This window comes from Streptomyces spongiae (assembly GCF_009377185.1).
GTDB lineage: Bacteria > Actinomycetota > Actinomycetes > Streptomycetales > Streptomycetaceae > Streptomyces > Streptomyces spongiae.
This window is the reverse complement of the sequence record NZ_VJZC01000131.1, coordinates 1-20,411: the sequence shown is the minus strand read 5'-3', so window position 1 is coordinate 20,411 and position 20,411 is coordinate 1. Positions and strand designations below refer to the sequence as shown.

Below are 20,411 nucleotides of genomic sequence, written 5' to 3'. Positions count from 1 at the left end.
CGGCCGACCCGGCCGCCGGGGTCGGCTCCGGCTCCCGTCCGGTACGTCCAGCTCCGGACGCCTTGGGCTCGGTGGGGCTGCCCAGCAGGTACTTGCCGTCATCCCCGAACCGGCCGCCGCCGGCTGCGTCCTGGTCCTGGCTGACGCTCCGGACACCGCCGTGGCGCACGAGCTGGCGGGGTGAGCGGGAGATCGCGGCGGTGCGGCTGAGGACGCTCCTCCCCTCGAGCCGGTCGACCTCCCGATGCGCCTCGCGGCGAGCCGTGTCGTCGTCGGGGAGTACGCCGGGGACAAGGCCCTGCGGTCGCGACCACCATCCTCGCCAGGCTCGGAATGCGCGCCCGCGGCGAGGCTGCCGCGGGCGGCCGGACAGCTCACCTGCGGCCGGAGAGCGTGTCGGCCGCACTGGTCGCCCTCGCCAGGTACGACGGCCCGGGCCAGGTCGCGCTGGCCTCGCCCCCCAAGGAAGTGCGGGAGTTCGACGGCACCGCATACGTACTGGAGCGCGCGATCCGCACCGACTTCGCGCTCGTGCGCGCGGCCAAGGGCGACCGGCACGGCAACCTCGTCTTCGGCAAGTCGTCGCGCAACTTCAACCCCGTCGCGGCCATGGCGGGACGGGTGACGATCGCCGAGGTCGAGGAGTTGGTCGAGCCCGGAGAGATCGACCCGGATGCGGTGCAACTGCCGGGGATCTTCGTACAGCGAATCATTGCCCTCACCCCCCAGGAGGCCGCGGAAAAGATGATCGAACAACGCACGGTTTCCGTGCCCAGCGGGCAGCAGGCGGTGGGGCATTGATGGCGTGGAGCCGCACGGAGATGGCCGCCCGAGCCGCACGCGAACTGCGGGACGGCCAGTACGTGAACCTCGGCATCGGACTGCCGACGCTGATACCCAACCACCTGCCGCACGGTGTGGAGGTGACCCTCGAATCAGAGAACGGCATTCTCGGCACCGGCCCCTATCCCACCGAGGACGAGGTCGACCCGGACCTGATCAACGCCGGCAAGGAGACCGTGACGGTCCTGCCCGGGGCCTCGTTCTTCGACTCGGCGCTGTCCTTCGGGATGATCCGCGGCGGACACATCGACGTCGCCGTACTCGGCGCCATGCAGGTCTCCGCGTCAGGTGACCTGGCGAACTGGGCGGTCCCGGGCAGGCTGGTCACCGGCATAGGCGGCGCCATGGACCTGGTCCACGGGGCCCGCACCGTCCTCGTCGTGATGACCCACACCGCCAAGGACGGCAGCCCCAAGATCGTCGAAGACTGCTCCCTGCCGCTGACCGGCAGGCGCTGCGTGCACCGTGTCATCACCGACCTCGCCGTGCTGGACGTGACCGACGACGGCCTCGTACTGGTCGAAACGGCTCCCGGCGTCACCGCCGACAAGGTGCGGGAACACACCGAGCCGAAGATCCATATCGCAGAAGGGGCCGGCCGATGAGCCCGCGTGATGTCTACGTCGTCGACGCGGTGCGTACGCCAGTCGGTAAGTACGGCGGTGGTCTGGCGGCCGTGCGTCCCGACGACCTGGCCGCCCATGTCGTACGGTCCCTGCTGGACCGCTCTCCTGGCCTCGATCCGGCGCGGGTCGACGACGTATTCCTCGGCAACGCCAACGGTGCCGGTGAGGAGAACCGCAATGTGGCGCGCATGGCGGGGCTGCTGGCCGGTCTGCCGGTGACCGTGCCCGGTGTCACCGTCAACCGGCTGTGCGCCTCCGGTCTGGAGGCCGTCGTCCAGGCTTCACGGGCCATCGCGCTCGGCGACGCGTCCATCGCCGTGGCGGGCGGCGTCGAGTCGATGACCCGCGCGCCCTACGTCCTGCCCAAGAACGACCGCCCCTTCCCGGCCGGACATACCGAGCTGTGCTCCTCCACGCTCGGCTGGCGCATGGTCAACCCCGCGATGCCGCCGCAGTGGACCGTCCCGCTGGGGGAGAGCGCGGAACTGATCGCGGAGAAGCACGGCATCAGCCGTGAGAAGCAGGACGCGTACGCGCTCAACAGTCACGAGAAGGCCACCACGGCCTGGAAGGACGGACTGTACGACGCCGAGGTCGCACCGGTCCCGGTTCCGCAGCGCAAGGGCGATCCGGTGCTCCTCGCCCGCGACGAGTGCGTACGTGAGAACGCGTCCCCGCAGGCGATAGCGAGGCTCAAGCCGTCCTTCCGCCCCGCGGGGGGCACCGTCACCGCGGGCAACGCCTCGCCCCTCAACGACGGCGCCGCCGCCCTCCTGCTCACGGACGACGAGGGTCTCAGGGCGACCGGCCGTGAACCATTGGCCCGGGTCACCACCTGCGCCGTGACCGCCATCGACCCCCAGTACTTCGGCCTCGGGCCCGTCGAAGCGGTCAACCGGGCGCTGGCCAAAGCAGGCCGCGCCTTCGCCGACCTGGACGTCATCGAGTTGAACGAGGCGTTCGCCGCCCAGGTACTGGGGTGCGTGGCCGAATGGCCGGAGTTCGATCCCGCGATCCTCAACCCGCGTGGCGGGGCCATCGCCATCGGCCACCCTCTGGGCGCGTCCGGCGCCCGGCTGGCCGGCGCCGTCGCCCACCAGCTCGCCGCCGCGGGCTCGGGCCTCGGTGTGGCGGCCCTGTGCATCGGCGTTGGGCAAGGCCTTGCCGTCGTTCTCGAGCGATGAATCACAAGCCGCCGGCCGGTCCGGCCGACGAGGCCATGGCCTTGGGTAAGACCGAACAGGTGGATACAGTAGCGCGTCGTACAAGCCCAGGAGGCGGGAGTCAGGCGAGGCATCACCCCGGAGTTGAGGGGGTTGCTCGAATCGGCTGCATACACACTGGGTAGAATCCTTGCGTGAGCAGGAGCAGGAACACGTCCCCCGAGGCACAGCAGTCGGCCGACGACGGAAGCGAGGGGTCGGTCCAGGCAGTGCCTCCGGGCGGAAGTCCAGCCGTCGCCGCGGGCGGGCGCCGACTGGCTCTCGACGTCCACGGGCGGCTGCGCACCATGATCCTCAACGGCGAGCTGCCACCGGGATCCGTATTGCTACAGGCCGAAATGGCCCGGAGGCTGGGTGTCAGCCGCACACCCATGCGCGAGGCGTTCCGGCTGCTCCAGGAAGAGGGGCTCATCGACGCCCGGCCCGACCAGCGAGCGCGGGTGCGGTCGGTGGACCCCGAGGACCTCGACGCTGTCTACGGGGCCCGCATCATGCTCGAAACGCTGGCCGTCAGCATGACGGCCAAGTCGTTCACGGGCGAGGACATCGAGCGCATGAGCGATGCCCTGAAACGGATGCAGGGGCTGGTGGTCGACGACCAGCCGGACGAGTGGCACGCGGCGCACCACGAGTTCCACAGCATCGCCACCCAGGCGGTGGGGCCACATCTACAGCGCATGATCGCCTCGCTCGGCGAACACAGCGAGCGCTACATCCGCCTGGCTCAGCTGGGCGCGCCCGCCTCATGGGGCAAGGCATACGCGGAGCACGAGGCGCTCCTGGAGGCACTGCGCCAGAGCGACCCGGCCGAAGCCGCGCGTGTGGTCGCCCGTCATCTGGCGCGCACCGCTCTGAGCGTGCTGGCGGACATCGCCCCCGAGTACGAACCCACGGCCACTCGGACGGCCCTGGGGATCGCCGGCAACGGTCAGGCATGACGCCGGTGCTCCGGCTGTCGAGCAACGGTCGGCCCCGAGAAGCGTCAGGAAAGGTCAGCCTCGGCCAGGGTCTTGAGCAACCGCAGTGCTGTGGCCCCGTCCTGGGGGCCAGGACATCCAGCATCTGCTGGTTGATGCGCCGGGTGGGCGGGATGAGTTCTTCCAGCAACCGTGTGCCGTCCGGTGTGAGGTACAGGATGGTGCGCCGGCGATCTCTTTCGTGGCGTACCTGCTCCACGTAGCCCTGGTCCGCCAGACGACGGACGTTGTCGGCGCCTCGGCCGACGAGAACCCGCGGCGGGTACGCGACGACGGGGTCCACTCCGTTCTCGTGTTGCCTGTCCGGGCGCGGGGCGTTTGCCTGGGCGTGGCAACCTTCACCCGTGGCCGTCGGCAGGACGGTGGCGTCCCGGGTACCTGCCCGCTGAAGGCCGAGACTCGGGGCTGTCGGGCAGGTCGGGCGGACAGGGATCGCCCGGCTCGCCTTGCGCGTCCTGCGCGTCATGTCCGGGGTGGCGCGGCTGGCTGTGTGGGTCGACTCGCATGACACACAAGCGTCCGGGACGGCCGGGCTGTGGGGCGATCGGGCAGTCGACTGAAAAATTAGCCGCGCGGTGCCGACTCTTCGGACTCCACCGACAGCACCCCGGTCTCGAGCGCTGTCATTCCCTGTGCGACGAGCGCCACGACCTGCCGTTCTCGCGGGGAGAGTCGGGGGCCGTAGCCGGTGGCGCCGGTTGCGAGGGCGGCCTTCTGGATCTCGTTGGCGGCCCGCCACCCGTCCTCGTCGCCCAGGAGGAGCAGGGCGGTGGCCCGGTTCGCCACTCGCGGTGCCGGGCGGCCGGCCAGTCACGGGGGGGTGCCTCTATGTCTTTCGTCAAGCGAGGTGTGGGGTTCGGGGTTCGTAGAAGGTGCCGTCTCGGAGCATGGCGAACAGCACGCTGATGCGGTGGCGGGCCAGGCGGATGAGGGCTTGTGTGTGGCTCTTCCCCCGAGCCCGGCAGCGGTCGTAGTAGGTGCTGGAGGCGGGATCGTGCAGGGCGGCGAACGCGGAGAGGAACAGCGCGCGTTTGAGCTGCCGGTTGCCGCCTCTGGGCGCGTATTCGCCGTGGATCGAGGTCCCCGACGACTTCGTCGTCGGGGCGAGGACGGCGTAGGAGGCGAGGTGGGCGGCGGTGGGGAAGCTGGTGCCGTCGCCGACGGTGACCAGCAGGACTGCGGCGGTCCTGACCGCGACCCCTGGCATCGAGGTCAGGACCGGGGAAAGAGGGTGAGCCTCCAGCAACTGCCCGATCTGCGCTTCCAGAGCTCGCCGCTGTTCGTGGACGGCCGTGAGCGAGCGGGCCAGCGACGGGATCACGACATCGAGCGTGCCCGTCCCAGGGACGACGACGGTCTGCTCGTCGAGCGCGTCGAAGACCTCGTCGATCAGCCGCTGGGCCATGCGCGGAGCCCTGGGCCGGATCACCTCAACGAGCCTGCGGCGACCGGCTTTGCGCAGCGCGGCTGGGGATCCGTAGCGTTCCAGCAGCCAGGTCACGGCCTGGTGTTCCAAACGGGGGCCGAGGACGCGTTCCAGGCTGGGGTGGAACTGGGTGAGCAGGCCGCGTATCCGGTTGGAGGTGCGGGTTGCCTCGGCCGCCAGGTCCTGGTCGAAGCCGACCAGGACCGTCAGTTCGGCGGTGATCTCGTCGGTCAGTTCCAGCGAGCGCAAGGTGTGCGGCATGGTCCGGGCGGCGTCCGCGATCACCGCGGCGTCCTTCGAGTCGGTCTTCGCCTCGCCCGGGTAGAGGTCGGCGATCCGCCGCATGGACAGACCGGGCAGGTAGGCAACCTTGCAGCCGGCGTCCCTGGCGACGGTCAGGGGCAGGGCCCCGATCGAGGCCGGCTGGTCCACGATCACCAGCACGGTGCCGAACTTCCCGGCCAGCTTGTCGAAGACGGCCCGCAGCTTAGGCTCGCTGTTGGGCAGCTGCTTGTCGAAGACCTTCTTGCCCGCCGGGGTCAGCCCGTGCCCGTGATGGGCGCTCTTGCCGACGTCCAGACCGAGGAAGACGCCCACGTCGTCGATGTCGTCCAACTCATCCTCCCGAATGGTGTCAGTGCGGTGCCGGCCAGGGCTTCGGCGCCGTATGCGCGCATCCACGTTATGCAGACCTGCCGCCCGCGAGCGGCCGGGCATTGCGCCAGGCCAGGCGGTAGTCGGACCTCTCATCAGCGTCTCCAACGGCGCCTCCCGGACCCGGTGACACCACCCCCCAGGTCATGCCTTCCAATGCCGTTGCTTTTGGTGGTTACTGCCATCTGTGGTTCACGGTGATGACGGCTGGTGGACGGCGGTGACTGGCAGGTTCGTCGGGGGCCTTGCTGCTGAACGGGGTGATCGACGACTTAAGTTTGCGGGGGCAGTCGCGTGAGCGTCGTCGTGGCAGCAGGGACCAGCGGATCTCGGCGAGGCCGAGAAGGCGGTCATGATTCCGGGCTGAGGGGGAAAAGCCGCACGGCGCGATCACCGAACGGCGGACAACATGCAGGGCCCGGGTAAACGATGTCCGCTCGGCGGAAGTCTGCGCGATCCGGGCCACCTCGTTGAGCAGGTCGCGGGTCGCGTGGTGGACGATCAGGTGGGGATAGATCTCCTACCTGACCCCGTCCGGGGTCTGCGAGCGCAGGACCGGTCTGCCGCGCTGGTGAGTCTTGATCTCATCGAAAACGATCTCGATCTCCCAACGCCGGGCATAGAGGGTGGCGAGTTCGGCGGCTGGATACTCCTCATGGTCGATCAGGCTGGTGACAAGCCGGATCACGTCCGTCTGGCCGTCGACGCGGTACTCGATCACCCTCACCAGAGCTGGCGGAGCTTTGACGGTTCCGGCGGCCTTGGCGTGCTTGTTCGCCTGGATCAGGGCCAGATAACTCCCGTCCGGCAGGACGTCCTGGACCCTGCGGGCGGCCCGGCGCTCGATCCTCCACAGCAGGTGGGCACCCCGGTTGCGAAAGCGGTGCCAGCGGGCCAGGCCCCATAGACCGCGGTCGGCCAGGACCAGTGTCCCGGCCCCGATGTGGGCTTCCAGTTCGTCGGACACGATCCGCTCGGAGTCTTTCCAGCCGCCGATCACCGCGTCCAGTACCGCGTGCGAGGAACACTCCGTCACCGCGACCACCCGGGCCTGCGGATAACCCATCGGATTGCGTTGCGAGCCGGACTTGCCGAACGTCTCCCGGTTGTGGGCCGAGTCGGGGACCGCCAGCAGCATTCCGTCCAGGGCCAGGACTCGCAGCCCGTGGAAGAGTTCCGTGCTCCGGCCCAGCGGCTGGGCCACGGCCCGGAACAGCTCTCGCATCACCGGTCAGCCCAGACGCTGCCTCGCCCGTGTCAGAGATGACTTGTTCACCCCGGCCCACGGCCGAAGTATGGGCTCGCCGACCTTCACCAGCCGCAAGACCTCCAGGTAGTCGGCCTGCGGAAACAGGCACAGTGCAAGCACGAAGTACACCGTGAACCGGGCCGACAGCACACGCCGGCGCTTCTCCACGCACCCGGCCTCGGCAACGACCTGGTCCACGAGCTCAGCAGGACACGACCGAGTCAGGATCCCCAACCCCAGCCGCTCCAGACGCGACACCAACACGCACGGCTCAACACCCCACACACCCCAAAAGCAACGGCATTGTCATGCCTTCGACAGGGGGGAACAGCCATGCCGGGCCCGGAGGCCAGCGGCCCTCTTGCAGGACCGCGAAGAACATAACGGGGGAACGTCGGCTGGTCAGTGACGGTTGAGTCGTCGAGCAAGAACAAGCGCTGCGTCGAGGGTGCGGCGGGAACGAGTTCGACGGATCAAACTGCTGGGGCTGGGCCGCTGAACGTCAGGTTCAGCCCCGGCCTTCCGGGCCCTGCAAATCCGTTTCGCTGCGACTCGGGGTTCGCACGTTGACCGTGAAGGTGCGGCGGACGACTTGCCCGGCGGCGGTGTCGATGACGTCATAGTGCCCAGGAGGTGCGTCATAGGTGTAGACAATCGAGGCGGTGCCGACGCTCTGCTGGAGGGGTGCCGCGTTCGTGCCGTCGGAGATGAGGAGCGGAGATCGAATGACTCGGTGCTTCTTCACGGAGGCTCCTCGATGTGTGGATCGTTGCGGAACGGTGCGGCGGCTCAACCAGCAGAGGACAGAGCAAGCAAGGTCGTCTCAGGGTCGACGATGGGCTGCTGCAGGTCACACCGGCAGGTTGTGCGTGGCGTCGACCGTGAAGGACACCTCCGCCCGGTCGAAGTCCCGGGTGCGCCCGTAGTCCACCGAGACCCAGTCCTTGGGCCGGGCCCCGTCGAACGCGGGCAGCAGGGCGGTGGCCGCCGCGGCGAAGGCGTTGGACCAGCCTGTGGCCGGGTCGCCGTCCAGCAGGGCGGCTCATCGAGCAGATAGATATGCCGAGCGTTCTCATCGACCCGAGCAACGCCCTGTCAGCTGCGCCGACCTGAGCGTTCGCCCGCACAGCACAAGTATCTCTATCGCTATGCAGTTCGTCCTGAACGGGGACAACAGCACACTCCCGCCCTGGCCATCCGCGCACCAGCGCGCCACTCTGCGTGAGCACTCACATCGTCACAGCCTGCCTGCCCCGAGACGGGCCATCCGCAGCCCCGTGCCGCCTCTGGAGTGGATACGCACGCGCAACTTACAAGAGGGCGGCAGATGAGGTGACCTGTTCGGGCCTCGCATGCGGCCGTGCTGCCGTGCAGGGTGGACCGCAGATCCACCGCTGCTGTCGTGTGCGTGTGGCCGGTCGTCACGGTGGCCGACGCCAAGGCGGTCGGGGTGTGGCTGCGGGCCGGAATGCCCGACGACGGCATGCTGTCCGACCGGCTTCGCTTGGCCTTCGCTCCACGGCGGGTTGCCCACCTCAACCGACGAGCTCCTCCTCCTGGGCGTGCCGGATGGCGTCCCGCACGTGGCCACGTGATCCTCGGTGAGGACGTACCGGATCTCCCGGGCCTGGCGCTGCGCTGTGACGATGCGAGAGGTGCGCAGCACGCGCAGCCGCTGGGAAACCAGCGGCTGGTTCACTTCGAGGGAGACGTCCAGTTGGTGGACGTACTTCCCGCCCTCGGACAACTCGCGCACGATGCCTGTGCGGACGGGCCAGTGCCCTCGGGAGTCACTGGCCGCATACAGCGCGCGTGTCGGCTCGTCCGTCGGGGCTGCCGGGTAGGTCGTCATCACATGCACACATCAGCATGTGACAATGATTTTCGGTTTGCCTCAGTGGTCGTCCCAGTGGCCCTCCTGGGCGGCGTGGCGGTGGCCGTCGTGGACGTAGTCGATGTGGTCCTCGTGCGGGACGGCTAGGTGGCCGCAGCCTTCGCCGTGGGTGTGGGGGTGGTCGTCGTGTGTGCGGTGTTCGGTGGTGGCGCTCCAGATGGTGCTCTCGGAGGGCCTGCGGCTGGCGCCTCGCAGGCCGCGTGTCCACGTGCATGCATGGCGACTTTCGCATACCTGGGTCGGCGGCGCGAAGGTCAAGCGCCCGTTTGCGCCCTCAGCCGTGTCGCTGTCTCCGTGAGAGACACGGTGAACGGGTGGCCCGGTGCGGTGAGAACCTGCTGGGCCGGTCCCTGTTCGATGAGTTCGCCGGTGTCCAGGACGGCGATGCGGTGAGCCAGAGAGGCGGTTTCCAGATCGTGGGTGATCAGGAGGAGGGACAGGTCGTCGCGGTCGTGGAGCAGGGTGGTGAGGACGCCGAGGATGCCCCGGCGGGTGATCGCGTCGAGGCCGGAGGTGATCTCGTCGCAGATGAGGACGCGGGGCCGGGCGAGCAAGGTGCGGGCGAGGGCCGCGCGCTGGAGTTCGCCGCCGGAGAGCTGCCAGGGACGCCTGCGCACCAGGTGCTCCGGGAGATCGAGTCCGGTCAATGTGGCCAGGGCCTCCTGCGTCGCGGCGGAGGTCTCAGTGCCGCGCAGCCGTATCGCGGTGCGGGCGACCTGGTGCAGGACGGGGCGGTGTTCGTCGAAGGCGGCGCGCGGGTCCTGGAAGACGTACTGGACGGCCGCCAGTTGGGTGCGGGTGCGGTCGCGCAGGCTGCGCGGCAGCGGTGTGCCGTCGATGAGGATCTCTCCGTCGTGGTCGCGGTGGAGTCCGGCCAGGCAGCGGGCGAGGGTGGTCTTGCCGCTTCCGGAGCGGCCGACTACGGCCAGACTTTCCCCTGCGCGCAGGTCGAGTTCGGTCAGGCGCAGTACCTCGGTCGTGCCGCCTGTGGTGTTGCGGTGATGGGCGGTCAGGTCGCGTATCCGCAGGACAGGGCGGCCGGTCCCGGTCGCACTGCCAATTTTCGTGAACTCTGGTTGCTCGCGGAGCAGTTCGCGGGTCCATTCGTGCCGGGGTGCGAGCAGCAGACGCTGCGCAGGGCCCGATTCCACGACTCGGCCCGCCCGCATGACGCTCACCTCGTCGGCGAGCGCCCGTACGACGTCCATGTCGTGGCTGAGCAGGACGACGGCGATGCCATGTGCCGCGACGGCCGCCAACTGGTCGACGATACGGCTCTTGGTCAGCGCGTCCTGACCGGTGGTGGGCTCGTCGGCGACGATGGCCTGGGCACCGAGTAGCAGCGCCTGGGCGAGGACGACGCGTTGCTGCTGTCCGCCGGAGAGCTGGTGCGGGTAGCGGCGCAACAGGACCTCTGCGTCCGGGAGTTGAGCCTGGGCGAGGGCGTGCAAAACGCGTTCGCGGGCCGCTGTCCGGCGCCGGCCGCGGGGCAGGTGGCGTACTTGGGGGCGGGCGATGTCCGTCAGGAGCGCGGAGACCCGACGGGCGGGGTTGAGGGCGGCAGCCGGGTGCTGGGGGATGTAGCCGACCAGGCCGTCGGCTGCCAGGCGTACGTCGCCGGCGACGTGGGCGCCGGGCGGGTACTCGCCGAGCAGGGCGAGGCCGGTGGTGGTCTTGCCGCTGCCCGAGGCGCCGACCAGGGCGGTGACCTTGCCGGGGAGGACCTTGAGGCTCACTCCGTCGACGATCGCCCTGCCACCGACCTCGACGCGAAGGTTCCGGATCTCGGCCACGGGCGCAGCGGTGGTGTCGCCGACCTGAGCCGTTGTGTCGTCTGCGTGGTTCACGGGCGTGCTTCACTCCCTGCCGGGTTGTGGGCGGTCCTGGTCGCGTCCGGGAGCTTCGTGCCCCGGCCCCGGCCCCGGTCGCTTCGGCGGTTGTTCGCCAGCGCGGCGTCGAAGAGGAGGTTGGTGCCCATGGTCAGGGCGACAATCAGCAGGGCGGGGACGGCCACGGCCCACGGCTGGACGGACAGACCGGTGCGGTTGCGGTCGACCATGACCGCCCAGTCGGCGGCGTCCGGAGCGACTCCGACACCGAGGAACGCGGCCGTGGCGACCAGGTAGAGCACGCCGGTCAGCCGGGTTCCCGCGTCAGCGGCCAGGGTGCGCAGCATGGAACGGCCGACGTAGCCGACGGCCATGCTCCACCAGGTCTCGCCCTGCATGCGCAGCGCCTCGACCGCGGGGCGGGCGGCGGCCTCCGTGGCGGCGGCGCGTACGAGCCGGGCCGCGTCGGGCACGTTCACCAATGCCACCAGCAGGGCCAGACCGACGGGGCCGGGGGAGAGCACGGTGGCGGCCAGCAGGATCAGCAGCAGAGACGGGACAGCGAGCAGGACGTCCAGGGGACGCATCAGCAGCTCTTCCAGCCAGCGGCGATGGGTGAGCGCGCCCACCAGGCCGACGGGGAGCGCGACGAGATACGACAGTGTGGTGGCCGCGAGGGCGGTCAGCACGACCGGCCGACCACCGTGCAGCACCTGCTGCCATACGTCCCGGCCCACGAAGTCCGTGCCGAGCCAGTGACCGTCGCCGACGGTGAAGGACGCCGTCCGTGCTCCTGGTTCGCCGACGAGCAGTGGGCCCAGCAGGGCGAGCACGAGGGGCACGGCGACGACCGAGATGCCGAGGGCGAAGCGGGCTGTCCATGGCTTCGTCATGCGGCCGCCCCCGCCCGGGGTGCGAGACCGTGGGCGACGAGATCCGCACCCAGGTTCAGTACGACGGTCAGCACGCCGAACACCACGGCGAGGCCCTGGACCACCGGCACGTCGCGTTCGGCCACGGCGTTGAGCAAGACGGTCCCGAGTCCGGGGATCACGTAGAGCGCCTCCACGACGATGACGCCGCACAGCAGCCAGTCGATGGTGCGGGCGAGTTGCTGGGCGGCGGGGGCGAGGGCGTTCGGCAAGGCGTGGGCATAGCGGATGCGGGTGCCGGAGATGCCGTAGCGGCGGGCCTGGGCCACGTAGGGGGAGGCGAGTGCGTCGATCATGCCGGCTCGCACCAGACGGGACAGGGAGCAGACCGGGCGGGAGAGCAGGACCAGCACGGGCAGGACCAGCGCGGCCGGGTGGCCGAGCAGGTCGGTGCCGTATCCGACGGCGGTCGGCGGCAGCCAGCCCAGCTGGAGGGCGAGGACGGTCACCAGCAGCACGCCGAGGGCGAATTCGGGCACCGCGTACACGGCGAGCGTGGCCGAGCTGATCAGCCGGTCGGCGAGGCGCCCTTCGTGGCGGGCGGCGAGTACGCCGAGGCCGAAGCCGATCGGGACGAGCAGTGCCACGGTGAGCGTCGCCAGGAGGAGGGTCGGGCCGAAGCCGTCGGCGATGTACTGGCCGACCGGGCGGCCGGAGGTCAGGGAGGTGCCGAGATCACCGTGCAGCAGGCCCGTCGCCCAGTCGGCGAGTCGCTCATGGGTGGGCCTGTCGAGGTGCATGGTCTCGCGGATGGCGGCGATCCGGGCGGGGTCGGGCTGGTCGCCGGCCAGGGCGACGGCGGCGTCGCCCGGCAGCGCCTCGGTGAGCGCGAACACCAGCAGCACCACGGCCACGGTCTGCAGGGCGCCGAGGAGCAGCCGCCGGGCGAGGAAGGAGCGCAGTCCGCTCACGTGAGCCAGACCTTGTCGAAGCGTGCCCAGTCGAGTGTGTTGGCGGGGGCCTTCGCCTCAACTCCCTTCACTGTGCCGGCCGTTCCGATGATCCAGTCGGCGAAGCCCCAGATGAGGAAGCCGCCTTCCGCGTACAGACGGCGCTGCATCCGCTCGTAGACGGCCGCTCGTTCGGTCTTGTCGCGGGTGGACTGTGCCTGCTCGTACAGCGCGTCGAAGTCCTTGTGCTGCCACTTGGTGGCATTGGTGGTGGAGCCGGTGAGCAGGCGCTGGGCGATGTGGGCCTCGATGGGCATGGCGCCGGAGCGGTAGCAGCACAGGGTGCCGTTGTCGAGGATGTCGGCCCAGTAGGAGTCCTTGCTGCCCATCTTCACGTCGATGGTGATGCCCGCCTTCTTCGCCTGGTCGCGGAAGATGCTGGCGGCCTCGGTGAACCCGGCGGCGACGGCCGAGGTGTCGAGGGTGACCTTCAGGTTCTCGGCACCGGCCTGTTTGAGGAGGGAACGGGCGCGGTCGAGGTCCTGAGCGCGCTGGGGGAGGCCGTCGGCGTAGTACTCGTAGCCCCTGCCGAACAGGTCGTTGCCGATCACACCCGCGCCGGACAGGGCGCCGTCGATGAGTTCCTTGCGGTCGGCGATGAGGAAGAACGCCTCGCGCACACGCTTGTCGTCGAAGGGGGCGCGGTCGGTCTTCATGCAGAACGCCTGCATGGCACTGTTACGGAGCCGCACGATCTCGACCTGTCCCTTGCCCTCGTGGGCGCGGGCGGTGGTGGGGTCGAGTTCGTGGGCGTACTCGACCTGGCCGCCGAGGAGGGCGTTGACGCGGGCGGACTCCTCGTTGGCGACGACGAACTCGAGCTCGTCGAGGTGCGGGGCGCCCTCCCAGTAGTCGTCGTAGCGGCGGAAGACGGCGGAGCGACCGGGGGTGAAGGCGACGAACCGGAAGGGGCCTGAGCCGATCGGCTTCTTGTCGAAGTCGGAGGCGTTCTCCGGGACGATGTAGGCACCGAACGCGGCCAGGACGTTGGGGAACTCGGCGGTCGGCCGCTTGAGAACGAACTCGATGCTCCGCTGGCCTGTGGCCCGGCTGGCGTCGAGGTCGATGGGCTCCAGGGAAGCCTTGGCGCGGAACGCCTGTTGGGGATCGGCGATGCGGCGGTAGCTGTAGAGGACGTCGGCGGCGGTGACCGGCTCGCCGTCGTGGAAGGTCGCCTTGCGCAGGGTCACCTGCCAGCGGTCCAGCGTCTTGTTCGCCTCCCACTTCTCTGCGAGACGGGGCTGGGCGGACAGGTCGGCGCCGTAGTCGGCGAGCTTGTCGTACAGCGCCTTGGCGCGGGCGGCGTCGGCGAAGAGGTTGGCCAGGTGCGGGTCGAGGGTCTCACTCGCGCCGCCGCCCGCGAACGCGGCGCGCAGTCGCCCGCCCCGCTTCGGAGTGCCGTCGCCCTTGGCGTCGGGGCCTTCGCTGCCGGAGCCGCCGCACCCGGTCAGAGCGAGCGTGCCGAGTGAGGCGGCGCCCGTGGCGGTGAGGAAGCCGCGGCGGCGCAGGCCGGGCAGGCGTTCGTCGTGCATGGGATTCCTTGGGGTGTGGTGGGGACGGTCAGTGGGGAGTGGTGAGGCGTGCGACGACGTGCAGCCGGTCCGCGTCCGTCGTGTCGCCGGGCAACTGGCCCTCCTGCCAGGGAGGTTCGGTGCGTGGGCCGGGCCCGTCGTGGAGTTCGAGGACCTCGAAGCCGTGCGTGGCAAGGAAGTGCCGTAGCTCCTGCGGGAACAGCAGCCGCCATGCCGAGCGCTGTTCGACGGGCGGTGAGCCGTCGTCAGTGGTCCATACGCGCGTACGGCGCAGGAGCTGCGCGGTACGGTCCACGGTGAGTGTGGTGTGGGACCGGTAGGCGGTGCCCTGCCAGGCGAGGGAATTGACGGCGGGCGCATCGAGCAGGTCGACACGGCCGAGGAAGTACGCGCCGTTGCGCATCTCCGCGACCAGCAGGCCGTCAGGGGCCAGGGCGCGGCGGCAGGACCGGAAGAACGCGTCGAGCTGGTCGTTGGTGTGGCAGTACAGCAGGGCGCTGTCCAGGCACACGACGGCGTCGAACACGCCCCGGCCCAGGTCGAAGTCGTGCAGGTCGGCACGGACGTAAACGGGTCCGGGGTGGTTGGTGCGGGCGTGGGCGAGCATCGCCTCGGAGATGTCGGCACCAGTGACCGTGCGCCCGGCGCCGTGGAGGTGGGCGGCGTCGCGGCCGGTACCGCAGCCCATGTCGAGCACGCGCTCTCCTGTGCCGTGCCGCCGCAGGCAGTCCTCCGTCCAGCGCCCGGCCAGCCGGTCGGGGTCGGGGAAGCGGGCCTCGTACAGCTCGGGGTTGTCGGTGAGCAGGTTGTGCGCAGCCGTCGTAGAAGTCATGCGGTGTCCCCCCTCAGGCCGTCGCGGGCACGGCGGGCTTCGACGGCGTCGGCAGCGACCCGAGCCGGTGGAGCCAGGCCACGCCCAGTGCGGAGACGAGCCCGAACAGGGCACAGCACGCCCACGGCAGCCAGTCGGCGTCGCCCCGCTCCCCGGTGTCCATGGCCCAGCCGACGACGGTGTTGCCGACGGCGGCGGCGATGCCGGAGACCACGTAGAAGATGCCGAAGTAGGTGCCGGTCAGCTCCGGGCGGCCGAAGTGGGGGATCAGTTCCATCACGAACGGCTGGGCGACCATCACCCCGAGGTAGAGCAGCAGGGCGCCGACCAGGACGGGCAGCGCGCGCAGCACCGCGTCGGCCGCGCCGTCCGGACCGCCGGAGCCGACCGTCACCACGGCGGGCGGCAGGAACGCCAGCGCCATGAGCCCCAGGCCCGTAGCGATCCAACGCGTCCGGTGCCCCCGCTCCTTGAGGGCATGGGTGATGCGCAGTTGCAGCGTCAGATTGGCGAGGGTGCCGACGAGGAAGACGAGCCCTGCCGCGCCGTCCCAGCCGGTGGCCTGCCGGGCACCGTCGGGCAGGAGCAGGTACAGCTGGTTCTCCAGGGTGAACATGCCGACCATGGCGAGCGCGAAGGCCAGGAAGACCCGGTTGCCCAGTACCTCGCGCCAGTCCGCGAGGACCGTGCCCTTGCCCGGCTCGACATCCCTGGCCGGCAGCACGAGGGCCTGTGCGACGGTGAGGGCGGCGAAGATCCCGGCGGCGGTGAGAGCGGACGTGCGGAAGTCCACGAGCAGCAGCGCGCTGCCCAGCAGAGGGCCGATCAGGGCGCCGGTGGTGGCGAACACGTTGAACAGGGCGAACGCCTCGGCCCTGCGCTCGGCGGCCTCCTGCGCGATGTAGGTGCGCACGGCGGGGTTGAACAGTGCCCCGGCGAGCCCGCTGAGGACGGACGCGGCGAGAAGCACGGCCAGGTTGTCGCCGAGAGCGAACAGGGAGAACCCGACGGTGCGCAGGGCACAGCCGGCGATGATGACGCCGCGCGCGCCGAGCCGGTCGGAGGCGGAGCCGCCGATGATGAACAGCCCCTGCTGGCTGAGGTTGCGCACGCCGAGCACGACGCCGACGACGGCCGCCGACATACCCAGGTTGTCGGTGAGGTGGGTGGCGAGGTACGGGATGAGAAGGTAGAAGCCGGTGTTGACGCCGAGCTGGTTGACCAGCAGGAGCTGGACGGCGAGCGGGAAACGGCGCATCTCACGCCACGTCCTCATATGCCCTCACCTCCTGAACTCCCAAGCCGGGACGGTCACTTGCGCGTACGACGCCGTTCTCGCCGCCGATGCCGGTCCACGGGTCGTGGGCAAGCAGCAGGTGCCCGTCGAGGTCGGCCCAGCGGGCCCGGTCGGCGAGGTGGACGGCGGGCGCGAGTCCGAGGCTGCTGGCGGTCAGGCAGCCCAGCATCAGTTCGGTTCCGCTGCCTTCGATCAGCGCGGCGATGCGCAGGGCCGCGTGCACCCCGCCGCACTTGGCGAGCTTGACGTTGATGCCCTGGACGCGGCCGGCCAGGCGGCGTACGTCCTCCAGGCCGACGGCGTCCTCGTCGGCGATGACCGGCAGCGGTGAGCGCTCGGCGAGCGTGCCCAGCGCCTCCGGGGCGCCGGGTGCGACGGGCTGCTCGACGGCCTCGACGCCGAGGTCGGCGAACCGGGGCAGCAGCGCCTCGGCCTGGGCCGTGGTCCAGGCGCCGTTGGGGTCGAGGAGCAGCCGGACATGGGGCGCGGCGTCCCGGATGACGCGGACGCGCTCCACGTCGTCCTCCGGGTCGGAGGTTCCCGCCTTGACTTTGATGATCTCGAAGCCGCTTGCCACGAGACGGCGGGCCTGTGCTGCCGCGTGAGTGAGGGAGGTGATGCCGATGGTGCGGGCGGTGGCCGCGACCGGAGCCTCCCGGGAACCGAGCAGCCGGTGGACGGGACGGTCCGCCCGCTTTCCGACGAGGTCGAGCAGAGCCGCCTCGACGGCGGCGGTCACGGCCGGGGAAGTGCCCTCGCTGATCAACTCGCCCGCGCGCAGGGCCTCCAGGGCACTCTCGGGGTCGGGGAAGCGGGCGAGTCGCGCGCCGACGGCGCTGATGAGCCGTGTCAGAGCCTCGACGCCGAGCCCGTAGTAGATGCTGGTGACGGCCTCGCCGTGGCCGATCACTCCATCGTGTTCGATGCTCAGCCATACGGCGTCGCGGGCGGTCATGGTGGAGCGGGAGATGCGCAGTGGCTCGGTGAGTTCGAGGCGTACGGTGCGAAGGCTGGCCTTCACGGTGTCCTTTCCTGACGGGGGTTGGCCTTCAGCGGGTCGGTGACGCGGGTGCACCGCACCCAGCCGGTGGCCTCGGCGGCGTACGGGTGCGCGATTTCCACGGGGCGGGTGGCCGCCGTGGCGGGGTCGAGGCCATGGGCCGTGGCGAAGTCGTCGTCGTAGACGGTGCCGAGGTAGCGGTGCGGGCCGTCGGGGAAGACGGTGGCGACGACCGCGCCGGGGTGGACGCGGGCGGCCCAGGCGGCGACGCGGGCGGCGGCGCCCGTGCTCCAGCCGCCGCTGACGAAACTGCCGCGGGCCAGGCGGCGGCAGCTGTCCACGGCCTCGGCGGGGCCGACCCAGTGAACCTCGTCGAAGGCGTCGTAGGCGACGTTGCGTGGGTGGATGCTGCTGCCCAGGCCGCGCATCAGCCTCGGCCGGGCGGGCTGGCCGAAGATGGTGGAGCCGGTCGAGTCCACACCGATCAGCCGTAGCGCGGGCCAGCGCCGCCGCAGCGGGCCGATGATGCCCGCGCTGTGGCCGCCGGTGCCCACGCTGCACACCAGGATGTCCAAGTGATCCAGCTGGGTGACGAGTTCGGCTGCCATGGCGGCGTAGCCGGCGCTGTTGTCGGGGTTGTTGTACTGGTCCGGCCAGTACGCGCCGGGCAGTAGCGCGAGCAACTCCCGCAGCCGGGTAAGCCGCGCCGCCTGCCAGCCGCCCCGGGGCGCCGGGCGGTCCACGATCTCCAGCCGCACACCATGAGCGCGCAGCAACTGCCGCATGCTCGGCTCCAGTTCACTGTCACCGACCAGTACGACCGGATGACCGAGGGCCTGGCCCGCGAAGGCGAGCCCGATGCCGAGCGTGCCCGAGGTGGACTCCACCACCGGTGCGCCGGGCCGGAGTTCGCCGCGTTCACGGGCCCCCAGCAGCATCGACACGGCGGCTCGCGCCTTCATGCCGCCGGCCGCGAGCCCTTCGAGCTTGGCCCAGAAGCCGGGGTGCGGACCGGGCAGGCCGGCCATGATGCGGACCAGGGGGGTGCGGCCGAGCAGGGCGAGGAGTTCTGGACGGGCGAGGGGACGTACGGCCGTCGTCGTCATCGTCCGCGCTCCGGACACGGGCCGCCGTAGCGGTGCACGGTACCGGGACCGCCGTGGAGCCAGAAGAAGGGATACGGCTCGGCGCACACCGCGCTCACCCCGTGACCGAGGAAGCGCGGCAGGACGGCGCTGCCGGTCTGGGCGAACATCACCAGCTGTTTGCCGTGCGCCAGCGCGTGCCGCCGCAGCGGCTCGAAAGTGCCGTTGCCCAGCGTCATCCCGGAAACCAGCAGAGCGTCGCAGCGTCCGGCCTCGGCAAGCGCGTCGGTGACGACCGCCTCACCCCACTCGGTCAGCCCGCCTTTGAGGTCACAGGGCAGATATCTCAGCCCGCGCGAACGCAACGCCTCCAGCAGGGAGTTGACGACTCCCACCACCAGTACGGTCGCGCCCGGCGGCAGATCGATCAGTTCGACGACGACCTTCGCCCGGGCCCGGGACTTCTCCAGTGATGTTCCCGCGGGCAGCGGCACGGGCCGCGCCCCGCTCCGCGGAGTGTGCGGGGCAATGTGCATCAGATAGGCATCCAGCGCGGCCACACGCACCGGCAGCAGAGGATGCTCCAGCAGGCGGGCCACGTCTGCGCCCGCACAGTCCTCGACCGCACCCTCGGGCAGGGCCCCGGGCTCGACCGCGCACGAGCCGACGGCCTCGGCGAGACGCAGGCTGAGGACCTCGTTGCGGTAGCCGGTGCTGCGCTGGTCGTGCCGTACCGCCTGACGCGTGGTGAAGGCCACGGCGACGCGCTGCGCGGCTGGGTCCGGCCCCAGCTCACCGGCGCGGACGTGAGCCAGCAGAGCATCGTACGTCTCGAATGTCGCCGTGCGGGATATGCCGGTGACGGGGGTCATCGGATCACCAACCCGGACCGCAGCTCACCGAGCAGGACCTCGACGCGGTCGCGGGCGTCCAGCCCTTCGGCGTCACCCGCCATGACGTGCCCGAGGTAATCGTTGTTGCTGCCCGCCGCTTTCACCTGCTTGCCGGGCGCGGCGAGCTGCATCTCCAGCACACTCGGCGCGTCGCGGAGTTCGCCGCCGTCCAGTGACTCGAGGGTGCCCGCGGTATCCGGCACGAGGAAGCCGATGGCCGCGCTGCGCAGCCCTGTGTCGCTGTGCCGCAGGTCGGGTTCGCGGCCGAGAGCCACCTCCACGAAGGCCGCGGCCAGATCGATGCCGGTCACATGGCGGACCAGCTCGGTGATGCGGTTCCCGGCGGGCCGCGGGTTGACCTCGACCACTCGCGGACCGGCGGGGGTCAGTTTGATCTCGGTGTGCGCCACCACACCGTCGGTCAGGCGGAGGGCCTTGAGCGCGGCAAGGGCGGTCTGCTCGGCGGCCTCGACGTCGGCGGCCGGCAGGGCGGCCGGGAACATGTGCCCGGTCTCGATGAACGCGGGCGCCCCGCCGATGCTCTTGTCGGTCACGCCCAGCACGTGGACCGCGCCCGCGTGCGACACCGTCTCGACGCTCACCTCGGGGCCGTCCAGCAGTTCCTCCAGCAGGACAGTGCGCTCCCGGCGCTGTCCGCGGGCGTTGACCGGGAAGTCAGCCAGCGCCCGTACGGCGGCGGCGAGTTGCTCCTCGTCGTCCACGCGCCGCACGTACATGCCCGCGCACAGGTCGACCGGCTTGACGACCAGCGGGTAGCCGATCTCCCGCGCAGCCCGGGCGATGTCGGCCCACTCCTCCTGCACGGCGAAGCGCGGCCCGGGGACCCCCGCATCGGTGAGGACGCGGCGGGTGGCGTCCTTGCGGCAGGCGTCCTCCACCGCCTGCGGGGGCGAGCCCGGAAGACCCAGATGCCCTGCGATCCGCGCCACGGCCGGCAGGTAGTAGTCGCAGGAAGTGATCACACCGTCGAAGCGCAGTGCCTCGTGTAGCCGCTCGGTCTCCAGCAGCAGGGCGTCGATGTCGTTGGTGTCGACAGTGATCACGTTGCGTGCGCCGAGCAGCGGGTGCGCTGCCCCCTCGGGCGCCGCGCGGAGGTAGTGGTGCAGATCGCGGGTGAGGAACGTGAAATCGTGCCCGCCCTCCCGGAT

General features: G+C 70.6%; 21 protein-coding genes and 2 pseudogenes. 5 read left to right on the top strand and 18 right to left on the bottom strand.

The genetic code is table 11. From position 1 onward, the window contains the following. The 5 genes and pseudogenes from FNH08_RS52080 to FNH08_RS19745 form a co-directional block, all read left to right on the top strand. A partial coding sequence (locus FNH08_RS52080; protein WP_228034233.1) for a hypothetical protein occupies window positions 1-184 on the top strand: 184 nt, incomplete at its 5' end. 236 nt (window positions 185-420) lie between these two features. Then, window positions 421-801 (top strand): annotated as a pseudogene (locus tag FNH08_RS19760) (CoA transferase subunit A); the annotation flags it as partial. Then, entirely contained in the window at window positions 801-1,448 is a 648-nt protein-coding gene (locus FNH08_RS19755; RefSeq protein ID WP_152772816.1) for a CoA transferase subunit B, read from the top strand. The pseudogene FNH08_RS19760 and the gene FNH08_RS19755, both read left to right, overlap by 1 nt. Beyond that, window positions 1,445-2,653: a thiolase family protein gene (locus tag FNH08_RS19750; RefSeq protein WP_152772815.1), complete on the top strand. Its 1,209-nt coding sequence runs from the start codon at window positions 1,445-1,447 to the stop codon at window positions 2,651-2,653. Before FNH08_RS19755 ends, FNH08_RS19750 begins: the two co-directional genes overlap by 4 nt. Before the next feature lie 173 nt (window positions 2,654-2,826). Next, window positions 2,827-3,630: a GntR family transcriptional regulator gene (locus tag FNH08_RS19745; RefSeq protein ID WP_322724880.1), complete on the top strand. Its 804-nt coding sequence runs from the start codon at window positions 2,827-2,829 to the stop codon at window positions 3,628-3,630. 603 nt (window positions 3,631-4,233) lie between these two features. Here the strand turns inward: FNH08_RS19745 and FNH08_RS19740 are convergent. From FNH08_RS19740 to FNH08_RS19660, 18 genes and pseudogenes are all read right to left on the bottom strand, one after another. Further along, complete coding sequence (locus FNH08_RS19740) at window positions 4,234-4,455, bottom strand: hypothetical protein (RefSeq protein WP_152772814.1); 222 nt, start codon at window positions 4,453-4,455, stop codon at window positions 4,234-4,236. A 52-nt stretch (window positions 4,456-4,507) separates the two neighbouring features. Further along, entirely contained in the window at window positions 4,508-5,710 is a 1,203-nt protein-coding gene (locus FNH08_RS19735; protein ID WP_152772813.1) for an IS110 family RNA-guided transposase, read from the bottom strand. Window positions 5,711-6,269: 559 nt separating this feature from the next. Continuing rightward, window positions 6,270-6,974, bottom strand: coding sequence for an IS4 family transposase (locus FNH08_RS52075; protein ID WP_228034231.1), 705 nt, complete (start codon window positions 6,972-6,974; stop codon window positions 6,270-6,272). A gap of 6 nt (window positions 6,975-6,980) precedes the next feature. Beyond that, window positions 6,981-7,196 (bottom strand): transposase domain-containing protein, encoded by a 216-nt coding sequence (locus tag FNH08_RS52070; RefSeq protein WP_322724878.1) that lies wholly within the window; start codon window positions 7,194-7,196, stop codon window positions 6,981-6,983. Window positions 7,197-7,506: 310 nt separating this feature from the next. Next, complete coding sequence (locus FNH08_RS19725; protein WP_152772812.1) at window positions 7,507-7,743, bottom strand: hypothetical protein; 237 nt, start codon at window positions 7,741-7,743, stop codon at window positions 7,507-7,509. 111 nt (window positions 7,744-7,854) lie between these two features. Continuing rightward, window positions 7,855-8,040, bottom strand: a pseudogene (locus tag FNH08_RS52065) (hypothetical protein); the annotation flags it as partial. 195 nt (window positions 8,041-8,235) lie between these two features. Next, complete coding sequence (locus FNH08_RS52060) at window positions 8,236-8,850, bottom strand: ArsR/SmtB family transcription factor (protein ID WP_228034229.1); 615 nt, start codon at window positions 8,848-8,850, stop codon at window positions 8,236-8,238. Window positions 8,851-8,892: 42 nt separating this feature from the next. Beyond that, window positions 8,893-9,087, bottom strand: coding sequence for a zinc transporter permease (locus FNH08_RS19710; protein WP_152772818.1), 195 nt, complete (start codon window positions 9,085-9,087; stop codon window positions 8,893-8,895). A gap of 59 nt (window positions 9,088-9,146) precedes the next feature. Continuing rightward, window positions 9,147-10,739, bottom strand: a complete 1,593-nt coding sequence (locus FNH08_RS53560; RefSeq protein WP_322724876.1) for an ABC transporter ATP-binding protein — start codon at window positions 10,737-10,739, stop codon at window positions 9,147-9,149. After that, window positions 10,736-11,614: an ABC transporter permease gene (locus FNH08_RS19700; RefSeq protein ID WP_152772811.1), complete on the bottom strand. Its 879-nt coding sequence runs from the start codon at window positions 11,612-11,614 to the stop codon at window positions 10,736-10,738. The genes FNH08_RS53560 and FNH08_RS19700 overlap by 4 nt, the downstream gene beginning before the upstream one ends. Next, window positions 11,611-12,564, bottom strand: coding sequence for an ABC transporter permease (locus tag FNH08_RS19695; RefSeq protein ID WP_322724874.1), 954 nt, complete (start codon window positions 12,562-12,564; stop codon window positions 11,611-11,613). The genes FNH08_RS19700 and FNH08_RS19695 overlap by 4 nt, the downstream gene beginning before the upstream one ends. Beyond that, a complete protein-coding gene (locus FNH08_RS19690) occupies window positions 12,561-14,135 on the bottom strand; it encodes an ABC transporter substrate-binding protein (protein WP_152772809.1) in 1,575 nt (524 codons plus the stop codon). Before FNH08_RS19690 ends, FNH08_RS19695 begins: the two co-directional genes overlap by 4 nt. 28 nt (window positions 14,136-14,163) lie before the next feature. Next, a complete protein-coding gene (locus tag FNH08_RS19685) occupies window positions 14,164-14,967 on the bottom strand; it encodes a class I SAM-dependent methyltransferase (RefSeq protein WP_152772808.1) in 804 nt (267 codons plus the stop codon). 13 nt (window positions 14,968-14,980) lie between these two features. Beyond that, complete coding sequence (locus tag FNH08_RS19680) at window positions 14,981-16,243, bottom strand: MFS transporter (protein WP_152772807.1); 1,263 nt, start codon at window positions 16,241-16,243, stop codon at window positions 14,981-14,983. Then, window positions 16,227-17,285, bottom strand: coding sequence for a dipeptide epimerase (locus FNH08_RS19675; RefSeq protein WP_322724872.1), 1,059 nt, complete (start codon window positions 17,283-17,285; stop codon window positions 16,227-16,229). The genes FNH08_RS19680 and FNH08_RS19675 overlap by 17 nt, the downstream gene beginning before the upstream one ends. Continuing rightward, window positions 17,282-18,370: a PLP-dependent cysteine synthase family protein gene (locus FNH08_RS19670; protein ID WP_152772806.1), complete on the bottom strand. Its 1,089-nt coding sequence runs from the start codon at window positions 18,368-18,370 to the stop codon at window positions 17,282-17,284. Before FNH08_RS19670 ends, FNH08_RS19675 begins: the two co-directional genes overlap by 4 nt. Next, window positions 18,367-19,221 carry a Rossmann-like domain-containing protein gene (locus FNH08_RS19665; protein WP_152772805.1) on the bottom strand — a complete coding sequence of 285 codons (855 nt, stop codon included), beginning with the start codon at window positions 19,219-19,221 and terminating at the stop codon, window positions 18,367-18,369. Before FNH08_RS19665 ends, FNH08_RS19670 begins: the two co-directional genes overlap by 4 nt. Then, a partial coding sequence (locus FNH08_RS19660; protein WP_152772804.1) for an ATP-grasp domain-containing protein occupies window positions 19,218-20,411 on the bottom strand: 1,194 nt, incomplete at its 5' end. The genes FNH08_RS19660 and FNH08_RS19665, both read right to left, overlap by 4 nt.

Excerpts from the sequence above, each read along its gene's own strand:
- FNH08_RS19750 (WP_152772815.1), top strand. The coding sequence starts at position 1,445 with ATGAGCCCGCGTGATGTCTACGTCGTCGACGCGGTGCGTACGCCAGTC.
- FNH08_RS19665 (WP_152772805.1), bottom strand. The coding sequence starts at position 19,221 with ATGACCCCCGTCACCGGCATATCCCGCACGGCGACATTCGAGACGTAC.
- FNH08_RS19685 (WP_152772808.1), bottom strand. The coding sequence starts at position 14,967 with ATGACTTCTACGACGGCTGCGCACAACCTGCTCACCGACAACCCCGAG.
- FNH08_RS19755 (WP_152772816.1), top strand. The coding sequence starts at position 801 with ATGGCGTGGAGCCGCACGGAGATGGCCGCCCGAGCCGCACGCGAACTG.
- FNH08_RS19690 (WP_152772809.1), bottom strand. The coding sequence starts at position 14,135 with ATGCACGACGAACGCCTGCCCGGCCTGCGCCGCCGCGGCTTCCTCACC.
- FNH08_RS52075 (WP_228034231.1), bottom strand. The coding sequence starts at position 6,974 with ATGCGAGAGCTGTTCCGGGCCGTGGCCCAGCCGCTGGGCCGGAGCACG.
- FNH08_RS19700 (WP_152772811.1), bottom strand. The coding sequence starts at position 11,614 with ATGACGAAGCCATGGACAGCCCGCTTCGCCCTCGGCATCTCGGTCGTC.
- FNH08_RS52060 (WP_228034229.1), bottom strand. The coding sequence starts at position 8,850 with ATGACGACCTACCCGGCAGCCCCGACGGACGAGCCGACACGCGCGCTG.
- FNH08_RS19670 (WP_152772806.1), bottom strand. The coding sequence starts at position 18,370 with ATGACGACGACGGCCGTACGTCCCCTCGCCCGTCCAGAACTCCTCGCC.
- FNH08_RS19680 (WP_152772807.1), bottom strand. The coding sequence starts at position 16,243 with ATGAGGACGTGGCGTGAGATGCGCCGTTTCCCGCTCGCCGTCCAGCTC.